Annotated in this window: 3 protein-coding genes; all 3 read right to left on the bottom strand. The window is 77.7% G+C overall.

The genetic code is table 11. From position 1 onward, the window contains the following. Positions 1 to 495, bottom strand: a 495-nt coding sequence (locus ACFV4N_RS42795; RefSeq protein WP_499678421.1) for an MFS transporter, incomplete at its 3' end; no start/stop codon positions are given. Positions 496 to 598: 103 nt separating this feature from the next. After that, on the bottom strand, positions 599 to 1,150 hold the full coding sequence (locus ACFV4N_RS42790; RefSeq protein ID WP_499678420.1) for a Chromate resistance protein ChrB: 552 nt from the start codon (positions 1,148 to 1,150) through the stop codon (positions 599 to 601). Between the two features lie 67 nt (positions 1,151 to 1,217). Beyond that, the gene (locus ACFV4N_RS42785) at positions 1,218 to 2,354 is read right to left on the bottom strand and encodes a lanthionine synthetase LanC family protein (protein WP_499678419.1); all 1,137 of its coding nucleotides are present in this window, start codon (positions 2,352 to 2,354) and stop codon (positions 1,218 to 1,220) included. Between the last annotated feature and the right edge of the window lie 68 nt (positions 2,355 to 2,422).

Genomic DNA, 2,422 nt, shown 5'->3' with positions numbered 1-2,422 from the left:
GCCGCCGAGGACGATCAGGGCGCCGCCCAGGACGGGGCCGAGGGTGTAGCCGAGCCCCTTCCAGGCGCCGTAGCCGCCGAACGCGCGGCCGTGCCCCGTCCGCGGGGACAACCGGGCCACCAGCGCGCCCGCCGCCGGGGAGAACGCGGCCGCGGCGGCGCCCTGCCCGAACCGGGCCAGGCCCACCAGCGCGGGGTCGCCGGCGAGCACGAACGCTGCGGACGCGGCGGCGAAGGCCAGCAGGCCGCCCAGCAGCACCGGGCGCGGCCCGACCCGGTCGGCCAGCGACCCGAACACCGGCTTGAGGACGACCTCGGCCCCGTCGTAGACCGCGAGCAGCAGCCCCAGCGCCAGCAGCGAGGCCGCTCCGGTGTAGTCGCCGAGGCTCGCGGCGATGCCGTGCGCGCCGAACGCGGTGACGAACCCCGCCGCGTACAGCGGCGGCAGCCGACCCCGGGCGACCTCGGCGGTCTTCGGAGGTGGTGCGCCGGTCATCGGAGCCCCCACCGCCCCGCGCCGGTGGCGGAGCCGTCGACGGCCGGGATCGGCCGGGTGCGCGGGTTCACGGGTGCGCCTCTCGTCGGGGACCGGTCGGGCATCACATCTGGTGCAGGGCCCGGAAGACCTGCTCGGTGTAGTCGGCCAGCCGGTCGGCGCAGCGCCGGAGCCGCTGCTCGGCCTCTGCCGCGGCGGGCGCGCCGAACACGTCGCGGGCCTTGATGTCGCGGTGCCAGCGGCGCAGCCGCTCCAGGCTCTGCTCCTCCTCTTCCAGCTCGGCCATGGTGAACTTGCCGGTGCGGACCTCCTTGTCGATCTCGGCGTCGAACTTGCCGCAGTCGGCCAGGAACTCCGCCCACTCCTCGGCCCGCTCGGCGGTGAACAGCGCCTCCAGCCGGGCGGTGTCCGACTCGGCCCGCCCGGCGGCGTCGAGCACCAGCACCTCGCCGTCACCGCGCCGGGCCAGCTCGACCACCCGGGTCACCCCGTCGGCGAACACCGGGACGTCCGGCACCACCCACGCGCCCTGGCCCAGGGACAGCGCCCCGACGCGGCGCAGCTCCCGCCACACGGCCACCCGGTGCCGGCTGGGCTCGGCGGGCACGCGCACCACCAGCACCAGCCACCGGGACGGGTCACGCTGCTCGGTCACAGCGGAGAATGTAGCAGCTGTTACATCGAGCGGTGTTACGCGGCTGCGGCCCCGGTTCCGGAGGCGTTCAGCGCAAGCCGATGGCGGGCAGCCAGCCGCGCGGGCCGCCGGACGCGGTGCGCAACGCGGCGAGCACCCCGGCCGCGCCGTTGAGCAGCGACATGTCGGTGCGCGCGAGGTCGGACACCTCGTCACCGCGCCGGCACAGGTGGTCTGCCAGGCGTTGCCGCAGCGCGGCCGCCTCGGGCAGCCCGGCGTGGGTGGCGAACGCGTCGGCGACGGCCAGCACCCCGGCCGCGCCGTGGCAGACGGCCAACCGGTCGGCCGCGGTGGGGCCGTACAGGTGGAAGTCCTCGTCGTAGTTGTCGCACAGCGACCGCATCGCCGTCGTGGCGAGCGCCGCGAACTCCGGCTCGCCCAGCGCGTCGCCCGCCTCCCACAGCGCCCAGGCCGCGCCGGGGCAGCCGTAGCACCACGCCTGCCGGCGCACGGGCCGCTCCGGGGGCGGTGCCCCGCCGGCCACCGGCCACGTCACGACGCCCAGCGGGTCGCGGCACGCCTGCGCCACCAGCCACCGCCCCAGCAGGCGCAGCGGTCCGGGCACGTCGACCCCGGCCCGGAGCGCGGCGGCGAGGGCGACGACGACACCGGGCACGCCGTGCGCCAGCCCCGCGTTGACCCGGCCCTGCACCCACCCCAGCAGCTCGTGCCCGTCGTACGCGGTGCACCGCAGCCCTTCCGCCCCGTCCCGGCACAGCGCGGTCAACCGGGCGGCGAGCACGTCGACGCCCTCGGGGCGGTCCGCCGGGACGCAGTGGGCCAGCAGCACGCCGGCCGGTCCGGTGACGAGGTCGTAATCGCCGTAGGCGAGACCACCCCCGTCGGTGACCGGGGGCCGGCGCAGCGCGGCGGAGACCGCGTCCGCAGCCCGGTCCAGGGGCGGGTGGACCGAGGCCAGCAGGCGCAGGCCCACCAACTGCCCGGCGAGCCCGCCGAACACGCCGGGGTGCGCGGGATCGGCTCGCCGCAGGCCGCCCAGCCAGGCCCGCGCCACGAGCACGACGACCGGGTCGCCGGGCGGCAGGGTCGACGCCAGCACCACGGGCCCCGGGTCCGGGGTCGGGTCACCCCGCCCGGCCCACCCGCGCAGGGCGCGGTGCGCCAGGTCGTCCAGCAGGGAGCGCTCCCCCGCGGCGTGGACCATCGAACTCCTCCCACGGGGGTGGGGGGGGGGCCTGTTGGCGCGCCCCCCCCCGGTGTGAAGAGAGAGAG

This window comes from Actinosynnema sp. NPDC059797 (assembly GCF_042732085.1).
Classification (GTDB): Bacteria; Actinomycetota; Actinomycetes; order Mycobacteriales; family Pseudonocardiaceae; genus Actinosynnema.
This window is presented reverse-complemented; position numbering and strand designations above follow the sequence as displayed.